This window comes from Limnohabitans radicicola (assembly GCF_014837235.1).
Lineage (GTDB): Bacteria > Pseudomonadota > Gammaproteobacteria > Burkholderiales > Burkholderiaceae_C > Limnohabitans_A > Limnohabitans_A radicicola.
This window is the reverse complement of the sequence record NZ_JACYFT010000001.1, coordinates 1169660-1186165: the sequence shown is the minus strand read 5'-3', so window position 1 is coordinate 1186165 and position 16506 is coordinate 1169660. Positions and strand designations below refer to the sequence as shown.

Genomic DNA, 16506 nt, shown 5'->3' with positions numbered 1-16506 from the left:
GTGGGTCTTGTTCCGGCGTGGGTGTTCAAAGGTCTTGCAGGGCGGTGTGGACCTGCTGGCTAAATTGCGCTTCATCACCCAGCGCGTTGGCCTGGAGCAAGGCGAGCTTGACCAGAAACAGTTCGGCCTTGTCCGGGCCTGCCTGGTCAATGGCGGTGGCCAGTGCATCGTAGACGGTCTCGAGGCCGTCAATGGACAGGGGTGTCTTGGACATGCTGTTTTCCTTATTGAGGCAGTGCGGTGGTGAGTGCGGCTTGCAGGCGTGTGGCGTCGAGGGTGAGCCAGCGGGCGCAGACGTGCTGGTCGGGGCGCAGCAAATATGCGCCGCCACTGGCAGGCACGCCGTAGCGCGCGCGCAGGTGGCCGTCGGCATCGAGCAGGTGCTTGTCGGCGCCCGCCACAGGCTGGGCCGCGCCCACCGCGATCACGTTCAGCGGCATGCCTTGTTGCCGTGCGTTCTGGATGACCTGTTGCAAGGCCTCAGGTATTGCGGGTGCATCGGTGAAGTACAGCAGGTCAAAGCCGCCGCCCAGGTGGTCGAGCAAAAAGTCGTTCGCACCCAAGCGCACGTTTTGTGGCGGTGCCCCGTGCGCGGGACCGCTTTTGAACAGGGCGTTGTCGTCGCCCGTGCTGTTGAGCAGGGAGTGGGTGTACTCATGCGGGCGCGAGGTGCGCCAGTGGTAAAGAGGGCGCACGAATTCTTGCGTGAGCGAGAGCGAGAGCACCGCGTCGCGCAGCAACCTGAAGCCACGGCTGGGGGGTGTCATGAAGCGGGTGCTCTTGCCCGCTTCTGTGATGATTTCGCGGGCTGCACCCACACGTTCGGCACTGTGGTTGGCCAGCAAGGTTTTGCCCGCCAGACCCTTGACCACAAAGGCCAGGTGCCAGCCCAGCGACTGCGCGTCTTGGAAGGCGGTGTTGGCCCCGCGCACGCCAAAGATGGGCAGCAGGTGCGCCGCGTCGCCGGTGAAGATGACGCTGCCGTGCACAAAGTCGGGCAGCGTGAGCGTGCGGGCCGAGTAGACCGAAGACCAGTCCATTTCCCACTTCAGACCGGCGTGGCCGATCATGGCCAGCTGAGCATCGATGCGGGTCTTGAGCGATTCGGGGCGCAGCGCCTCTTCGGGTGTTTCGCCGGGGGGCAATTGGTAGTCCACGCGCCAGATGCCGTTCGGTTCGCGGTGCATGAGGATGGTGTTGCCGGGGTTCCACTCGGGGTCAAAAAAAGCCAGCCGTTCTGTGGGGTAAGGCAGGTCAATTTGGATGTCGGCGATCACGAAAAATCCTTCGTAAGACGCGCCTTCCATCCGCAGGTTCATGGCCGTGCGGATGCCCGAGCGCCCGCCGTCAGCGGCGACCACCCAGTCGCTCTCCAACGCATAGGGGCCTTCTGACGTGTCGACTTCGAGCACGGCGTAGCCGTCCTTCTGGTCCACTTTGTTCACCTTGTTGCCCCAGCGGAAGTCGATCAGCGGGTTGGCTTTGCAGGCGTCGTGCAGGTACTCCTCCATGAACTGCTGCTGCACGTTGATGATCGGGAAGAAGCGATCATCGGCATCGTGCGGCGCTTCCATGCGGAACACGCGCTGGCCCCGGTAAAACGAGTTGCCAAAGCGCCAAGGCAGGCCGCCTGCGGTCATGCGGTCGGCCACGCCGACTTGCTGCAGGATCTCCATCGAGCGGCGTGTGAAGCAGATCGCCCGGCTGCCTTGCGAGAACTGCAGCTCGGCCGACAAGACCACGCTGGGTACGCCGTGGCGCGCCAGTTCGAGCGCAGTCACCATGCCGGCCGGCCCCGAGCCGACGATCACGACTTTTTTTCGGTCTTGTTTCGGATGCGCTGATGCCAGCCAAGGCTGGAAGACTTGGTAGGTGTAATAAATCGAAGGGCGTGCCTCGGTGCTGGGGGTGTGCATGTGTGTCCTTGTGGGCGGTCAGATGCCCAGGTTGTGGGCGATCAGGCGGTCCAGCAGGCGACTGAGGGTGGCCTGCTCCTGGGCGTTGAGGCAGCCGAAGATGTCTTCGTTGCGTTGCTCGATCAGGGCCATGGCTTTTTTCCAGAGCTTGCGGCCTTCGGGGGTGAGGCTGAGTTCAACCCCACGTCCGTCCACGGGGTGTTCGGTTTTGTGGACCCAGCCTTTGTCCACCAGGATCTGCGCGGCCCGGCTGGCCTGGCTTTTGTTGAGGTTGCCTTTGTCGGCGAGTGCCACGACCGACATGGGCTGGAATGCGCCAATCGCAGCCAGGCTACGTGCTTCGCTCAGCGACAGCCCCAGCGTCTGCAAATACGACTGGTGGCTGCCCTGGTCAGAGACCTTGTGCAGCAGGTGCAGGCGGTAGGTGAACGAACGCTCAAGCGGGGTGGTCATGGTGCCATCGTAACCGCATTTGGTTGCGTGCGCAACCAAATGACGGCACGGTGGATGGCGTGAGCAGACATGAAAAAACCGCCCGAAGGCGGTTTTTTCAGTGCGTGTGACAGGCTCAATCGAGCTTGTAATAGTCGGACACGATCTTCCACTTGCCGTCCTGGATTTGCGACAGGCGCGACTTGTTGGAGCCCAGGTGCTGGGTGGGTGTGAACTTGCCTTCGGGGCTGCCGAAGATGTCGGAGGGCACGGTCAGCTTGTCCATGGTGGCGATGAAGCTGTCGCTGGTCAGGTTGGGACCGGTTTTTTGAGCGGCCTGGATGAAAGTGTCCAGAATCACGTAGCCATAGACCGAGAAGACGGTGGGGTCTTCGTTGAACTTGGTCTTGTATTTGTTGGCCCAGAAGCGGATCGGGTTGGAGGCTTCGTCCAGGTAGGGGTGTGGCACGGTCATGGTGGCGTACATGCCGTCCATGGCTTTGCCGCCCAGTTTGTGGATCAGGTCGGTGTAGGCTGCGCTGGAGCCAATGAAAACCGGGTTGAAACCGGTCTTGCGGGCTTCGGCAATGGTGCCCACGGTCTCGCGGATGATGGTGCCCAGCACCACCATTTCGCAGCCAGCAGACTTCATGCGCGCCACCTGCGAAGAGAAGTCGGTCGCGCCGCGTTTGTAGGAGGTTTTCTCGGCAAAGTCCATGTTGATGGCTTTGAGACCCGCTTCGGCACCGCGCAGCACTTCGAGGCCAAATTCGTCATCCTGGTAGATGGCGCAGACCTTGGAGGACTTCTTTTCCTTGACCAGGGCAGGCACGGCGGCACGCATCTGGTCAAAGTAGGTGGCGAACAGGGCGTACTTGAACTTGCTCAGCGGCTCGTACATCTCACGAGCGGCCGTCACGGGCAGGAAGTTCACAACCTTTTTCTCGAACTGCACCGGCATCGCGGCGTTGTTCTGCGCTGTACCGATGTGGCCAGCCATGATGAAGATCTTGTCCTGGTTGACCAGTTTTTGCGCGGCCAGCACGGCACGCTTGGGGTCGTAACCGGAGTCTTCGGTGATCAGCTTGAGCTTGCGGCCATTGACGCCGCCTTGCTCGTTGGCCTCGTCGATGCGCAGCAGCATGCCGTTGCGCACCGCCTTGCCGTAACCGGCCAGCGGCCCGGACAAATCCTGGATGGTGCCGATGGTGATCTCGGTCTTGCTCACGCCTTGCTGTTGGGCAAGGGCTGCGCCACTCACGGCCAGAGCGGCCAGTGTGGTGATGATCTGAAGTTTCATGGGGCGGTCTCCTGGGTAAAAACAGTTCAATCGCGGTACATCGCGTCGATCTTTTCGCTGTACTTCTTTTCCACCAGTTTGCGTTTGAGCTTCATGGTGGGGGTCAATTCCTCGTCCTCGGCCGTCAACTGGGTGTCGAGCAGGAAGAACTTCTTGATCTGCTCGACACGCGCGAACTTTTTGTTGACCCGGTCGATCTCGGCCTGGATCAGGGCCTGCACTTGCGGGGCGCGTGTCAAAGAGGCGTAGTTGCTGAAAGGCACATCGGCATCCTGGGCGAATTTCTCCACGTTTTCCTGGTCGATCATGATGATCACGACCAGGTAGGGCCGCCGGTCACCAATCACCACCGCATCGGTCACATAGGGCGAGAACTTCAGCTCGTTTTCGAGTTCACTGGGCGTGATGTTCTTGCCGCCTGCCGTGATGATGATGTCTTTCATCCGGTCCGTGATGCGGAAAAACCCTTCCTCGTCCACCTTGCCCACATCGCCCGTGTGGAGCCAGCCATCCGCGTCGATGGCTTCGGCGGTCTTGTCGGGCAGGTTCAGGTAGCCCATGAACACATTGGGGCCACGCACCAGGATTTCGCCCGTTTGCGGATCCAGGCGCACTTCGTTGAATTCGGCCGCTGGCCCGATCGAGCCCGGTTTGATGCGGTCGGCAGGTACTCCGGTGGCGGCGCCACAGGTTTCGGTCATGCCCCAGACTTCGAGCATGGGCAAGCCCAGCGCCAGGTACCAGCGCACCAGCTCGGGCGAGATGGGGGCGGCACCCGTGACCAGAAAGCGCGAGCGGTGGATGCCGATGAGCTTGCGCACGTTGTTGAGCACCAAGAGGCGGGCGATGTGGAATTGCAGCTTGAGCGTGGCAGGCACGACTTGTCTGGCCAGCACCTTGTCGGCCACGCGTTCACCGACACCGATGGCCCAGGCATAGGCGGCTTGCTGCAGGCCGCTGGCTTCCTTGAGCGTGATCATGACGCCCGAGTAGAACTTTTCCCACACGCGTGGCACCGCAGTGAAGACGGTGGGTGCGATCTCGCGCACGTTTTCGGGCACGGTTTCGGGGTTTTCGACGAAGTTGAGTTTGGCCCCGGTGTAGAGTGAAAAGTACTCGCCGCCCATGCGTTCGGCGATGTGGCACAGCGGCAAAAAGCACATGCACTCGTCGGTTTCGTCCCGGGCGATCAGTGTGTTGTAGCCGCGCACCGAATACACCAGGCCCCGGTGGCTGTGCATGGCACCCTTGGGTTTGCCGGTGGTGCCCGAGGTGTAGACCAGGATGGCCAGGTCTTCGGGGCGGCAGGCAGCCACCCGTTCGTCCAGTTCATGGGGGTGGGCCTGGCCGTAAGCGCGTCCCAGCGCCCGCAGCTCGTCCAGGCCGATGACCTGGGGGTCGTTGAGGTTCAAGAGGCCTTCCATGTCGAAGACCACGATCTTCTTGAGCAGGGGCAATTGAGCGCGCACTTCCAGGGCTTTGTCCAGCTGCTCGTCGTCTTCGACAAACAACACGGTGGTCCGTGAGTCTTCGCTTAAAAACTGCACCTGCGCGGCCGCGTCGGTGGGGTAGATGCCGTTGGCCACGCCGCCACTGCTGAGAACGGCCAGGTCGCACAACACCCATTCGATGTTGGTGTTGGAGAGGATGGAGGCGGTCTCGTGCGGCGCAAAGCCGAGCGACAGGAGGCCGTTGCCGATCTCGCGCACCGCCGTGGCGGTCTGGTCCCAGGTCCAGCTGCGCCAGATGCCAAAGTCCTTTTGCCGCATCCACACGTTCGGACCTCGCGCCCGCACGGCGTTCCAGAAGATGGCCGGGATGGTGTCGCCCGCCATCACCACCTCTTTTTGAGGCTGGATGTCCGAGAGGTTCCACAAATTGCTCATGGGGTCATCTCCAGTTCTTCTTTTTCTTCCAGCGGCGGTCGGCGCGCACGCCTTCTTCCTTCATGCCGAGGTAGAACTCTTTGATGTCCTCCTTCTCGCGCAGGTTGGCACAGGTGTCTTCCATCACGATGCGGCCGTTTTCGAGCACATAACCGTAATCCGAGGCGTTGAGCGCCATGTTGGCGTTCTGCTCGACCAGCAAGATGGTGGTGCCGCGCTCGCGGTTGATGCGCACCACGATCTCGAAGATTTCCTTGGTCAGCTTCGGGCTCAGGCCCAGGCTGGGTTCGTCCAGCAAAATGAGGTCGGGGTTGGCCATCAGCGCGCGCGAGATCGCCAGCATCTGCTGCTGGCCGCCCGACAGCAGCCCGGCGTCCTGCGCGGAGCGCTCGCGCAGGATGGGGAAGTAATTGAACACCGCTTCCATGTCGCGGGCTACACCGTCGCGGTCCTGGCGGGTGTAGGCGCCCATGAGCAGGTTGTCCCGGATCGACAGCAGCGGAAACACCTCACGGCCCTCGGGCACATGCATCAGGCCGCGCTGCACAATCAGCGAAGGGTCGCGCGCCGTGATGTCTTCGCCTTTGAATTCGATGGAGCCTTTGCGCGGATCGATGATGCCGCTGATGGTCTTGAGGATGGTGGTCTTGCCCGCGCCGTTGGAGCCCAGCACCGTGGCGATCTCGCCTTGTTTGACCTGCAGACTGACCCCACGGATGGCCTTGATGGGGCCGTAGGCGCTCTCCACATTGGAGAGCTTGAGCACAATGCCGTCTGTTGTCATGCCGACTCCTTCGCGTTTTCACGGCGCAGGCTCGACACGTCATCGACGGTGCCGAGGTAGGCCTCGATCACGCCCGGATCGCTTTGCACTTGCGCAGGTGTGCCGGTGGCCAGCTCCATGCCCTGGGCCATCGCCAGCACGCGGTCCGATACTTTGGAGACCAGCGTCATGTCGTGTTCGACCATCAGCACCGTGATGCCCAGCACGTTCTTGATGTCGCTGATCCAGAAGGCCATGTCTTCGGTTTCTTCGACATTCAGGCCCGAGGACGGTTCGTCGAGCAGCAACAGTTTCGGTTCGGTGCACAAGGCGCGGGCCAGCTCGACCACCTTGCGCACGCCGTAGGGCAGACCTGCGACCATCGATTCGCGGTGGTGCTGCAGGTCCAGCAACTCAATCACCTGCTCGACCTTTTCACGCGCTTCGATTTCTGCCGCACGCGTCTTGGCTGTGAAGAACATTTCGCTCCACAGGCTGGTTTTGCGGTGCGTGTGTCGACCGATCAAGAGGTTCTGCAGCACGGTGGCGTGCTCGAACAGTTCGATGTTCTGGAAGGTGCGTGCGATGCCCAGGTTGGCCACCGCATGCGGCGGCACATCGGTGAGCACCTGGCCGTCGTACAGGATCTGGCCCGAGGTGGGGGTGTAGATGCGGCTGATCAGGTTGAACACCGTGGTCTTGCCCGCACCGTTGGGGCCGATCAGGGTGAAGACTTCGCCGCGCTGCACGTCGAAGCTCACGTTGTTGACCGCCAGCACGCCGCCAAAGCGCACCGACAGGTTTTGTGCAGAAAGCAGGATGTCGTTCATCATTTCAGCCTGTCCGATTTCTGGAAGCTCTTTTGCCGCTTGAACATGCCCTTGCGGTAGAACGGGAACAATTGGAACCAGGTGCGGACCTTGAGCCAGCGGCCATACAGCCCCATGGGCTCGAACATCACAAAAGCGATCAGCACCGCGCCATAAACCACCGCTTGCAGGCCTGGGGCCTGACCGATGGCCGCGGGCAGGTAGTCTTTACCCAGCGAAATCAGCTGCGGCATGGTGATCAGGAAGATGGCCCCGAGGAATGCGCCGTGGATCGAGCCCAGCCCGCCAATGACCACCATCAGCAAGAGGTCCACCGACTGCAGGATGTTGAACTGGTCGGGGCTGATGAACTGCAGCTTGTGGGCGTAGAGCGCACCGCCCATGCCCGCCAGCGCCGCCGAGATCATGAACGACAGCGTTTTGTAGCGCGCCAGGTGGATGCCCATGCTTTGCGCGGAAATTTCCGAATCGCGGATGGCGACAAAGGCCCGGCCAGTCGAGCTGCGCAGCAAGTTGAGTACGGCCAGGGTGCTGAGCACCGTGACCACCAGGCAAACCATGTAAAAGGATTCGCTGGTGTTGGCTTCCCAGCCGAACATCTGGATGCCTTTGACGTGCATGCCTGCGTTACCGCCCGTGACGCTTTCCCAGCGTGCCAGGCCCTCTTCGACGATGAAGCCGAAGGACAGTGTGGCGATGCCCAGGTAGATGCCTTTCACGCGCAGCGCAGGCAGCCCCACCACTGCGCCCACGGCGGCCGACAGACCGGCTGCCATCGCCAGCGACACCGGGAACGGCCAACCTCTGGCGGCCAGCACGGCTTCGGTGTAGGCCCCCACACCCAGAAAGGCGGCGTGTCCGATCGAGAACAGTCCGGTGAAGCCCGCCAGCAGCATCAGCCCCAAACCCACCACGCTGTAAATCAGCACAAAGGTCAGCTGGGCCAGCCAGTATTCTTCGATCAGCCAGGGTGCGGCCACCAGGAAGGCCAGCAGCAGGCTGTACCAGAAGACATGGCCGCCGTGCTTGGCCAGCCGGATGTCCTGGTCGTAGTCGGTCTTGAAGATGAAGCGCATGGATCAGACTTTCTTGCGCAGGTTTTCGCCAAACAAGCCATTGGGCTTGAGCACCAGCATCAAAAGCACCACAATGTAGGCCGCAATGTCCTTGAAGCCTTCGGGCAACCAAAAGCCCGACAGGGCCTCGACCACACCAATGATCACGCCGCCCACTATGGCACCGGGCAGGCTGCCAAAGCCGCCCACCACCGCCGCCGGGAAGGCCTTGAGGCCGATGAAACCCATGTTGGCGTGTACAAAAGTGATGGGCGCCAGCAGCAAGCCCGCGATGGCGGCCACTGCTGCGGCCAAGGCCCAGACCAAGCCGTTGAGCTTTTGCACCGGGATGCCCATGTAGTACGCGGCGAGCTGATTTTGGGAAGAGGCCTGCATGGCGATGCCCACCCGCGAGTAGCGGAACACGACGTACAGCACCAGCGACAGCAGTGCAGTGGCCGTCACGACGACCACCTGGGTGGCACCGATGACCACCCCTCCCAGGTCGAAGGACGTGTCCTTGTAGGGCACCTGCAGGGTGTGGGTTTCGGTGCCGATGTCGGGGATCATGGTGATCAGGCCACGCGCCACGTAGCCGATGCCGATGGTCAACATCACGATCGAGAAGGCCGGTTGTCCCAGTACCGGCCGGATGACGGCGCGCTCGATCAGCCAGCCCATGATGGCCATGGCCAGCATGGACGAGGGGATGGCCAGCCAGAACGGCAGGCCCAGCCAGTTCACGCAGGCCAGGCCACAAAAAGCCCCCAGCATCATGAGTTCGCCTTGCGCAAAGCTCACGGTTTCAGTGGCTTTGTAGATCAACACAAAACCCAGCGCGATCAAGCCGTAGATACAGCCTTGTGCGACCCCACTGAAGATGACTTGCAACTCCTGCATCCTTGCCTTCCTGCCTGTTGAGGCGGGTGATTTCAAAGGGAAGTCAGTTCATTGACAGCAAAATCGAATCCACTATCATGACCAAACAAGCACTTGCTTTTCATCTTAGGCCGTGAACCACACGCCGCAATTTGGGGAAACCCCTAGGCCATGGCAGAAACCCGTAAACAAGTGAAGCGTTCCGTTGCCGATGGGCAAGACGAGGCCAACCGCAGGCAAGCCCTGATCCGGGCCTCGGCCCGCCTGTTCCGCGAAAAAGGTTTTGAGGCCACCACGGTGCGTGACATCGCGGGCGCCGTGGGCATGCGCTCGGGCAGCCCGTTCTACCATTTCAGCAACAAGCAGGAAATACTCAAAGCCGTGATGGAGGAAGGCCTGCGTCAGGGCCTGGACCGCACCGAGGAGGCCCTGAAGGCGGCCACCACACCGCAGGAGCGCTTTCGGGCCATGGTGCGCACGCACTATGGCATCCTGCACGACGAGGGCAGCGAGTTCATTGCGGTGTTGTTGTACGACTGGCGCAGCCTGCCCGACGAACACAAGCAGGACATCATTGCGGTGAAGGACCGTTACGACCTGCTCTGGCAGGCCTGTCTCCAGGAAATGCTGAGCCTGGGCTTGCTGGGTGCCAATTCCGACCACGACAAGGCCGCGGCCGACGATGTGAAAACGGCGCGCCTCATGATCATGGGGGCCATCAACTTCACCGTCACCTGGTACAAGCAGCACACAGGGCGTGGGGCGATGGACCTCGATGCGCTGTCTGATCGCACGGTGCGCTTCTTCATGCGCGAGGCCCCATGAAAACCATTCGCATCGCTGCTGGCCTGGGCTTTTATGGCGATGCCTGGGCCCCGATCCGTGCGGCCATTGAGCATGGCGATGTGCAGTACGTCTGCTCGGACCACCTGGCCGAGTTGACCCTGGCGATCCTGCAAAAGGACCGACAGCGCGACCCGGCGACCGGTTATGCCAAAGACCTGATCCCGATGCTGGCCGAGCTGTGGCCATTGGCTGCTGCGCGCGGCGTGCGCTTTGTGCTCAATGCGGGTGGGCTCAATCCCCAGGGCGCGCGCGATGCGCTGGTGCAGCTGTTCAATAAACGCGGCTGGAAAGCCAAGATCGCCGTGGTGACGGGTGACGCCGTGCTGGACCGAATTGATGCTTTGCAGCAGTCGGGCGAGGCCCTTGCCCACATGGACAACGGCCAAGCCATCGACACTGTGCGCGAGCAGCTGGTGTTTGCCAACGTGTACCTGGGCGCACGCCCGATCGCGCAGGCCTTGGACCAGGGGGCGGACATTGTGATCACCGGACGCGTGGCGGATGCGGCGCTGTTTCTGGCGCCCATGCTGCACGAATTCAACTGGCAGGCCAATGAACTCGACAAGCTGGCCCAGGGCATCGTGGCCGGGCATTTGCTCGAATGTTCAGGCCAGGGCGCGGGCGGCAACTTCGGCTCGGCCGGAGCCTGGCAGCGCATGCCCGACTTTGCCCACATCGGCTACCCCATGGCCGAGGTCAGCGAAGACGGTCGGCTCTTCATCACCAAAGCGCCGGGCACGGGCGGGCGCATCCACTTTCACACCGTGCGCCAGCAGTTGCTGTACGAGGTGCACAACCCACACCGCTACGTGACGCCCGATGTGGTACTGGACATGGGGGAGATGGAGCTGTTGGACGCGGGGTCGGACCGTGTGGAGGTGGTGGGCGCCAAAGGCCACCCTGCGCCAGAACAATTCAAACTGGTTGCCGGTTACCAGAAGGGTTGGATGGGGCACGCCGTGGTCGGTTTCAGCTGGCCCGATGCCCTCACCAAAGCGCGGGCGGTGGCCGAGAACATCGAGCAGCAGTTGCGCGACAAGCAGATGCCGCACGACGAGGTGTGCGTGGAGTTTTTGGGGCACAACGTGTTTTTGGGACCGCACGCGAGCCAGCCTGCCAGCGAAGACGACATCAACGAAATCTGGCTGCGCATGGCGGTGCGCACACCCGACAAACGTGTGGCCGACGGCTTTGGCCGACTGTTCCCATGGCTGGCGCTCTCTGGCCCGCCTTACATGGGGGGCTTTCACGGGATCGAACCGGCCAGCCAGTTGCTGGGCCTGTGGCCTTCGCTGGTGAGGCGCGAGGCGATCGAGCCGCACATCCTTGTCGATGTTCAGGAGATCGCATGAAACTGCGTCTGGCGCACATCGCCCACGCCCGCAGTGGCGACAAGGCCAACCGGGCCGATATCGGCTTGTTCGCCTGGGAGCCCTTGGGTTATGCCTTGCTCCAAAAATACGTCACGTCTGAGCGCGTGGCTGCGCACTTTGCGCATGTGATGCAGCAGCCTGGCGCTGAAGCGGTGGAGCGCTATGAGTTGCCGCGCATTTTGGCGATCAAGTGGGTGCTGAACGACGCCCTGGGCGGCGGTGCGGCGTCGAGCCTGCGCAGCGACAACCTGGGCAAGACCTTCGGCGCGCTGCTGCTGCGCATGGAGATCGAGGTCGAAGACGCCGCAGGCGATGCGGCCGTGCGGGCCGCTTTGGACGCGCAGCAAGCGCTCTGACTTGGCTTGTGTCCTCAGGCTGTCACAAGGCAGCCTTTAAACTCACCGCAATTTCACCGGTGATTTTTCATGCTCTCCACCCAAGACAAAACCCGCATCGACGACACCCGCATTGCTTCGGTGCGCCCCTTGATGACACCCGCGCTGCTCGAAGAGCGCTGGCCCGCATCGCCGCAGCACCTGGCGCTGGTGGAGCAATCCCGTCAGGACATTTCTCATGTGCTGCAAGGCCAGGACGACCGCCTCGTGGTGGTGGTGGGGCCGTGCTCCATCCATGACCACGACCAGGCCATCGACTACGCCCGCCGCCTCAAGGTCGAAGCCGACAAGCACGCCCAAGACTTGATTGTGGTGATGCGTGTGTACTTTGAAAAACCGCGCACCACCGTGGGCTGGAAGGGCTACATCAATGACCCGCACCTGGACGGCAGCTTTGCCATGAACGAGGGGCTGGAGATGGCGCGCAAATTGTTGCTCGACATCATTGGCCTGGGCCTGCCTGTGGCGACCGAGTTCCTCGATCTGCTCAGCCCACAGTACATCAGTGACCTGGTGACCTGGGGCGCGATTGGTGCACGCACCACCGAAAGCCAGAGCCACCGCCAGCTCGCCAGCGGCCTGTCGTGTCCGGTGGGCTTCAAGAACGGCACCGACGGTGGCGTCAAAGTCGCGGCCGATGCGGTGGTGGCGTCCAAAGCCCCGCACGCCTTCATGGGCATGACCAAGATGGGCCAGGCCGCGATTTTCGAAACACGTGGAAACCAGGACGTGCACATCATCCTGCGTGGCGGCAAGCAGCCCAACTACTCGGCCGCCGATGTGGACGCGGCCTGCAAAGCGCTGCAGGCCTCAGGCCTGGCACCGCAGGTCATGGTCGATGTGTCGCACGCCAACAGCAGCAAGCAGCACCAAAAGCAGATTGAAGTCGCACACGATGTGGCCGGGCAAATCGCCGCAGGTGACACCCGCATCATGGGCCTGATGGTCGAGAGCCACCTGAACGAAGGCCGTCAGGACCAAAAACCCGGTGTGCCGCTGCAGCACGGCGTGTCGATCACCGATGCCTGCATCAGCTTCGAGCAGACCGTGCCTGTGCTCGACGCGCTGGCCAACGCGGTGCAGCAGCGCCGCGCCCGGCGCTGAGGCTCACTGGCTGAGCAGACCGGTCAGCCTTTCGGCCACGATGGCCCAGTCCGAATCCTGGGCGATCGCCTCTTTCAGGAAGTGCCGCTGGCTGTCGTTCCACAGCGGTGCGGCCACCAGGGTGTGCTGACGGCAGACGCCCCGATGCTGACGGATGAACTGTTCGATGGCCTCGGCGTCTGAGGGCAGGCCCAGCTGCTCAAACAGGTCGGTCATGGTGAAAAAATTCCCGTGCATCTGGTGCCCCTTTCGTGTGTGGACGCAGACATGGAGCATGCGCACCTGACGAGAGACCCTCAGTGGTTTGGTTCACAGACCGCTGATATTCGGCACCTCAATCCAGTTTGGTGCCTGCTGCCTTGACCACGGCGGCCATGCGCACGTAGTCGGCGGCCAGGAGTTTGCCAAAGTCCGCATTGCTCATGGCCTGGGGCTCGATGCCCTGCTTGTCCAGGCGCTCGAGGATGGCCGGGTCCTTGAGCAGTTTGCCCACGGCAGCGTTGATGCGGTCGGCCTGTGCAGGAGGTGTTGCGGCGGGCCCCACAAAGCCAAACCACGAATCGAACTGGTAACCGGGCAGGCCGCTGTCGGCCAGGGGCGGCAGATCGGGCAGGTATTTGCTGCGCTTGGGCGAGGTCACACCCAGCAGGCGCAGACGGCTGTCCTTGGCGAAGGCCAGCGCGCCGATGCTCGCGGCAATGACGGCCTGGGCCCGTCCCGAAATGACTTCGTTGATGGCTTCGCCCGTGGCCTTGAGCGGCACATGCACCATGTCGATGTTGGCCAGTCCGCAGAAGTAGGCCATGGCCAGGTGTGTTGCGCTGCCCACACCGGCCGAGGCGTAGTTCATTTTGCCGGGGTTGGCTTTGGCGTACCGGATGAACTCGGCGGCCGTTTTGGCGGGCACGTCCGGGTGGACCATCATCACGTAGCTGGCGTGCCCGATGTGGGCGTAGGGCGTGAAGTCTTTCTGGGGGTCGTAGCTCAGTTTGTTGTAGAGCGAACCTGCGATGTTGTGGCTCACGGCGGCGGCCACCATGACCGTGCCATCGGCTTCGGCGCGTGCCACAAAGCCCGTCCCGATGGTGCCGCCGGCACCCGCCTTGTTCTCGACGATCACGGTTTGACCCAGGGCGGCACCCAATTCGTTGGACAGTGCGCGGGCCAGGATGTCCTGCACGCCACCTGCCGCAAAAGGCACGACGATGCGCACTGTTTTGGACGACTGGGCGCGGGCCAGGTCAAAGGCAGACAGCAGGGCGGCGCCCAGGCTGGAGGCGATCAGTTCACGGCGTTGCATCATGTCGATGTCCTTTCAGGGTTCAGTTCACACACAGTTGATCGGCCAGGCGGCGCATGAAGCGCTCGCACCAGGCCAGTTGCTCCAGCGTCACCCACTCATTGGGTTGGTGCGCTTGGGCGATGTGGCCGGGGCCACACACGATGGTGGGCACACCCGCCTGGTGGAACAAAGCAGCTTCCGTGCCGAAAGACACCTTGCCTGCGCCGCTTTGAGGGTCGACATCGGCGCAGTGAAAGCACAACTGTGCGATCTCGCTGTCGGCCTCGGTGGCAAAGCCGGGCAGCACCGATTTGAGCTCGTGTGTGATGCCCGTGCCAGGGGCCACGGCCTGCATGGCGGGCACCAGGCTGTCGGCAAAGTCTTTGGCCTGGGCGAACAGGTCTTCGGGGCTGTTCATGTGGTGGTGGCGGATTTCCCAGGTTACTTCGCATTCACGCGGGATGATGTTGAGTGCCGTGCCCCCGGCGATCACGCCCGTGTGCACCGTGGTGTGCGGCACGTCGTAGATCGGATCGAAGGGACCGTTGGCCGCCAGGGTGCGGTGCATGGACTTGAGCTTGGCCACAAATTCGCAAGCGATTTCGACCGCGTTCACGCCCAGTGGTGTGAGCGAGGAATGCGCCTCAAAACCGTGCACGGTGGTCTTGTAGGCGTGCTTGCCCTTGTGCGCGATCACCACCTGCATGCCCGTGGGCTCACCCACGATGCAGCCCGCAGGTTTGAAGCCTTGTGCCACCATGTCGGCGATCATGCGGCGCACGCCGATGCAGCCGACTTCCTCGTCGTAGCTGAAGGCCAGGTGCACCGGGCGTTTGAGTTGGCGCTTGAGCAGTTCGGGCACCATCATCAGGGCGGTGGCACCAAAGCTCTTCATGTCGGTCACGCCACGGCCGTACATCTTGTCGCCGATGACGGTGACCTGGAACGGGTCGGTGTTCCATGGCTGACCGTCGACCGGCACCACGTCGGTGTGGCCCGACAGCACGATGCCGCCGACCTTGGTTTCACCGTCATGCGCAGGCAAAGTGGCCCAGAGGTTGGCCTTTTTGCCGCTGTCGTCGTAGGTTCGGCTGCACTGGATGCCCAGGTCGTTCAGGTACGCCTCGGTCCAGTCGAGCAAAGCCAGATTGCTGTCACGTGAGACGGTGGCGAACGAAATCCACTTTTCAATCAAGGGCAGGGCTGCCAGGTCGCTGGCCTGGACGGGGGCGAGTGCCGAATGGGGGGTCGGTGCGTTCATGGAATGGGGCTCCAGAATCGAAAAAAACCATCATACCTGCGCGCATTTCTCCCCTTGCCAAGGGCGGGGATGGGCCTGTCACCCGCATTACTGGGGTCATGCGGGCTTGCCGCCTATCATGGCCAGCCGTGCCCGAGGGAGCATCTCGCAGGCGCAGCCAAGGGCCAATGAGGAGACACAGATGCACACCACCTTTTGTTTCATGCGCCGCCGCACGGCGCTGGCCGTGCTGACCAGCGTGCTGGCGCTGGTGCCCGCTGTTCAGGCGCAGGACAAATACCCCTCACGACCCGTGACCCTGGTCGTGCCGCAGTCTGCCGGGGGGGCCAACGACGCGATTGCCCGTGTGCTGGCACAAAAGCTCAGCGAGCAGACCGGGCAGTCCTTTGTGGTCGAGAACCGCACGGGCGCAGGCGGCAATGTGGGCATCGCCTACGCGGCCAAGACCCGGCCCGATGGCTACACCCTGATGCTCACGGCCGACAGCGCGCAGGTCATCAATCCGGCGCTTTACCCCAAAACCGGCTTTGACCCGGTCAAGGACTTCGATCCGGTGGCCCCCGTGGCCAAGGCGGGCTATGTGCTGGTGGCCCATCCGTCCTTCCCGGGCAACAACGTGGCCGAGCTGGTGCAGCAGGCCAAAGGCCAGCCCGGCAAGTTCTCGATCGCCTCGGCGGGCAACGGCACGCTCAACCACTTGATTGGCGAGATGCTGCAAAAAGCCACGGGCATCCAGCTGACCCACATCCCCTACAAAGCGTCTGCCGCCGCCGCGGCCGATGTGGTGGGTGGCCAGGTGCCGCTGTCGGTGCAGAGCACGCCATCCTCGCTCGCCTTCATCAAATCCGGCAAGCTCAAGGCGCTGGGCGTGGTCAATGAAAAGCGGCTGGCCCAGTTGCCCGATGTGCCCACCATTGGCGAGACCATCAAGGGCTTTGGCACCACGCCTTGGTATGGCCTGTTTGCACCTGCGGGCACGCCCAAAGCGGTGCTGGCCGCGTTGCAAGACGAGATCGGCAAGGCGCTCGACAGCGCCGATGTCAAAGACAAACTGGCCACACTCGGCTGTGAGCCTTTCAAGGGCACGGGCGAGCAGTTGGGGGCCATTGTCCGGTCCGATCTGGTGCGCTGGGCGCAGATCGTCAAGGACTCGGGCGCCAAGATCGACTGAACCGGAGCGAGCT

The 16506-nt window shown here is 62.5% G+C and carries 17 protein-coding genes; 5 read left to right on the top strand and 12 right to left on the bottom strand.

Features of this window, described 5'->3' with window-relative positions; all coding sequences use genetic code 11:
* Positions 1–25: 25 nt before the first annotated feature.
* From IC609_RS05895 to IC609_RS05855, 9 genes are all read right to left on the bottom strand, one after another.
* On the bottom strand, positions 26–214 hold the full coding sequence (locus IC609_RS05895) for a DUF2783 domain-containing protein (protein WP_191818485.1): 189 nt from the start codon (positions 212–214) through the stop codon (positions 26–28).
* A 10-nt stretch (positions 215–224) separates the two neighbouring features.
* On the bottom strand, positions 225–1916 hold the full coding sequence (locus IC609_RS05890; protein ID WP_191818484.1) for an FAD-dependent monooxygenase: 1692 nt from the start codon (positions 1914–1916) through the stop codon (positions 225–227).
* An 18-nt stretch (positions 1917–1934) separates the two neighbouring features.
* Positions 1935–2369, bottom strand: a complete 435-nt coding sequence (locus tag IC609_RS05885) for a MarR family winged helix-turn-helix transcriptional regulator (RefSeq protein WP_191818483.1) — start codon at positions 2367–2369, stop codon at positions 1935–1937.
* Between the two features lie 115 nt (positions 2370–2484).
* Entirely contained in the window at positions 2485–3648 is a 1164-nt protein-coding gene (locus IC609_RS05880; RefSeq protein WP_191818482.1) for an ABC transporter substrate-binding protein, read from the bottom strand.
* A 26-nt stretch (positions 3649–3674) separates the two neighbouring features.
* Positions 3675–5534, bottom strand: coding sequence for an AMP-dependent synthetase/ligase (locus IC609_RS05875; protein WP_191818481.1), 1860 nt, complete (start codon positions 5532–5534; stop codon positions 3675–3677).
* A 4-nt stretch (positions 5535–5538) separates the two neighbouring features.
* On the bottom strand, positions 5539–6318 hold the full coding sequence (locus IC609_RS05870; protein ID WP_191818480.1) for an ABC transporter ATP-binding protein: 780 nt from the start codon (positions 6316–6318) through the stop codon (positions 5539–5541).
* The gene (locus IC609_RS05865; protein WP_191818479.1) at positions 6315–7130 is read right to left on the bottom strand and encodes an ABC transporter ATP-binding protein; all 816 of its coding nucleotides are present in this window, start codon (positions 7128–7130) and stop codon (positions 6315–6317) included. The genes IC609_RS05870 and IC609_RS05865 overlap by 4 nt, the downstream gene beginning before the upstream one ends.
* The gene (locus tag IC609_RS05860; protein ID WP_191818478.1) at positions 7127–8203 is read right to left on the bottom strand and encodes a branched-chain amino acid ABC transporter permease; all 1077 of its coding nucleotides are present in this window, start codon (positions 8201–8203) and stop codon (positions 7127–7129) included. Before IC609_RS05860 ends, IC609_RS05865 begins: the two co-directional genes overlap by 4 nt.
* Positions 8204–8206: 3 nt before the next feature.
* The gene (locus IC609_RS05855; RefSeq protein ID WP_191818477.1) at positions 8207–9082 is read right to left on the bottom strand and encodes a branched-chain amino acid ABC transporter permease; all 876 of its coding nucleotides are present in this window, start codon (positions 9080–9082) and stop codon (positions 8207–8209) included.
* A gap of 171 nt (positions 9083–9253) precedes the next feature.
* Here IC609_RS05855 and IC609_RS05850 point away from each other — a divergent pair, with 171 nt between their 5' ends.
* The 4 genes from IC609_RS05850 to IC609_RS05835 all read left to right on the top strand — a co-directional run bounded on the left by IC609_RS05850 (position 9254) and on the right by IC609_RS05835 (position 12779).
* Positions 9254–9886, top strand: a complete 633-nt coding sequence (locus IC609_RS05850; RefSeq protein WP_333473641.1) for a TetR/AcrR family transcriptional regulator — start codon at positions 9254–9256, stop codon at positions 9884–9886.
* The gene (locus IC609_RS05845) at positions 9883–11259 is read left to right on the top strand and encodes an acyclic terpene utilization AtuA family protein (RefSeq protein ID WP_191818475.1); all 1377 of its coding nucleotides are present in this window, start codon (positions 9883–9885) and stop codon (positions 11257–11259) included. Before IC609_RS05850 ends, IC609_RS05845 begins: the two co-directional genes overlap by 4 nt.
* Positions 11256–11636 carry an AtuA-related protein gene (locus tag IC609_RS05840; RefSeq protein WP_191818474.1) on the top strand — a complete coding sequence of 127 codons (381 nt, stop codon included), beginning with the start codon at positions 11256–11258 and terminating at the stop codon, positions 11634–11636. The genes IC609_RS05845 and IC609_RS05840 overlap by 4 nt, the downstream gene beginning before the upstream one ends.
* Before the next feature lie 69 nt (positions 11637–11705).
* The gene (locus tag IC609_RS05835; protein ID WP_191818473.1) at positions 11706–12779 is read left to right on the top strand and encodes a 3-deoxy-7-phosphoheptulonate synthase; all 1074 of its coding nucleotides are present in this window, start codon (positions 11706–11708) and stop codon (positions 12777–12779) included.
* Between the two features lie 3 nt (positions 12780–12782).
* Here the strand turns inward: IC609_RS05835 and IC609_RS05830 are convergent, their stop codons facing one another.
* The 3 genes from IC609_RS05830 to argE all read right to left on the bottom strand — a co-directional run bounded on the left by IC609_RS05830 (position 12783) and on the right by argE (position 15322).
* Positions 12783–13016: a DUF2789 family protein gene (locus tag IC609_RS05830; protein WP_191818472.1), complete on the bottom strand. Its 234-nt coding sequence runs from the start codon at positions 13014–13016 to the stop codon at positions 12783–12785.
* A 97-nt stretch (positions 13017–13113) separates the two neighbouring features.
* Entirely contained in the window at positions 13114–14082 is a 969-nt protein-coding gene (locus IC609_RS05825) for a tripartite tricarboxylate transporter substrate binding protein (protein ID WP_191818471.1), read from the bottom strand.
* A gap of 19 nt (positions 14083–14101) precedes the next feature.
* Positions 14102–15322, bottom strand: a complete 1221-nt coding sequence (gene argE, locus IC609_RS05820) for an acetylornithine deacetylase (protein WP_191818470.1) — start codon at positions 15320–15322, stop codon at positions 14102–14104.
* 181 nt (positions 15323–15503) lie between these two features.
* On the opposite strand from argE, the gene IC609_RS05815 reads away from it, so the two are divergent.
* The gene (locus IC609_RS05815) at positions 15504–16493 is read left to right on the top strand and encodes a Bug family tripartite tricarboxylate transporter substrate binding protein (RefSeq protein ID WP_191818469.1); all 990 of its coding nucleotides are present in this window, start codon (positions 15504–15506) and stop codon (positions 16491–16493) included.
* The last annotated feature ends 13 nt before the right edge of the window (positions 16494–16506 follow it).

Coding starts and splice junctions, on each gene's coding strand:
- IC609_RS05895 (WP_191818485.1), bottom strand. CDS start 214: ATGTCCAAGACACCCCTGTCCATTGACGGCCTCGAGACCGTCTACGAT.
- IC609_RS05890 (WP_191818484.1), bottom strand. CDS start 1,916: ATGCACACCCCCAGCACCGAGGCACGCCCTTCGATTTATTACACCTAC.
- IC609_RS05885 (WP_191818483.1), bottom strand. CDS start 2,369: ATGACCACCCCGCTTGAGCGTTCGTTCACCTACCGCCTGCACCTGCTG.
- IC609_RS05880 (WP_191818482.1), bottom strand. CDS start 3,648: ATGAAACTTCAGATCATCACCACACTGGCCGCTCTGGCCGTGAGTGGC.
- IC609_RS05875 (WP_191818481.1), bottom strand. CDS start 5,534: ATGAGCAATTTGTGGAACCTCTCGGACATCCAGCCTCAAAAAGAGGTG.
- IC609_RS05870 (WP_191818480.1), bottom strand. CDS start 6,318: ATGACAACAGACGGCATTGTGCTCAAGCTCTCCAATGTGGAGAGCGCC.
- IC609_RS05865 (WP_191818479.1), bottom strand. CDS start 7,130: ATGATGAACGACATCCTGCTTTCTGCACAAAACCTGTCGGTGCGCTTT.
- IC609_RS05860 (WP_191818478.1), bottom strand. CDS start 8,203: ATGCGCTTCATCTTCAAGACCGACTACGACCAGGACATCCGGCTGGCC.
- IC609_RS05855 (WP_191818477.1), bottom strand. CDS start 9,082: ATGCAGGAGTTGCAAGTCATCTTCAGTGGGGTCGCACAAGGCTGTATC.
- IC609_RS05845 (WP_191818475.1), top strand. CDS start 9,883: ATGAAAACCATTCGCATCGCTGCTGGCCTGGGCTTTTATGGCGATGCC.
- IC609_RS05840 (WP_191818474.1), top strand. CDS start 11,256: ATGAAACTGCGTCTGGCGCACATCGCCCACGCCCGCAGTGGCGACAAG.
- IC609_RS05835 (WP_191818473.1), top strand. CDS start 11,706: ATGCTCTCCACCCAAGACAAAACCCGCATCGACGACACCCGCATTGCT.
- IC609_RS05830 (WP_191818472.1), bottom strand. CDS start 13,016: ATGCACGGGAATTTTTTCACCATGACCGACCTGTTTGAGCAGCTGGGC.
- IC609_RS05825 (WP_191818471.1), bottom strand. CDS start 14,082: ATGATGCAACGCCGTGAACTGATCGCCTCCAGCCTGGGCGCCGCCCTG.
- argE (WP_191818470.1), bottom strand. CDS start 15,322: ATGAACGCACCGACCCCCCATTCGGCACTCGCCCCCGTCCAGGCCAGC.
- IC609_RS05815 (WP_191818469.1), top strand. CDS start 15,504: ATGCACACCACCTTTTGTTTCATGCGCCGCCGCACGGCGCTGGCCGTG.